The following is a 240-nucleotide window of genomic DNA, read 5'->3' as shown; positions in this document are numbered from 1 at the left end:
CAAGCTCGCCGTGTTCCCGCTCGCACGGCTGCAGGGCGTCTCGCTGAGCCAGGGGCCGATCGACCGCGCGCAGCGTGTGTCCGGTGCGCAGGTGCACACCGTTCCCGGTCCCATCACCGGCTACCTGTCCGGTCTCGAGCGTGCCGATGCGCTGGCGCTGATCGACGAGGTCACGGCCGCAGCGGCGGAGGCCGCGTCCCGCGACACCACTCACCGGTGGAGCGAGCATGCGGCGCCGCA

General features: G+C 72.9%; 1 pseudogene. It reads left to right on the top strand.

Features of this window, described 5'->3' with window-relative positions:
• A pseudogene (locus tag DSP71_RS23230) lies at window positions 1-240 on the top strand (PH domain-containing protein); the annotation flags it as partial.

The sequence above is a fragment of the Microbacterium sp. H6 genome (assembly GCF_003314775.1).
Classification (GTDB): domain Bacteria; phylum Actinomycetota; class Actinomycetes; order Actinomycetales; family Microbacteriaceae; genus Microbacterium; species Microbacterium oxydans.
Note: the sequence above shows the minus strand (reverse complement) of the source record. Positions and strands in the feature narration are given on the sequence as shown.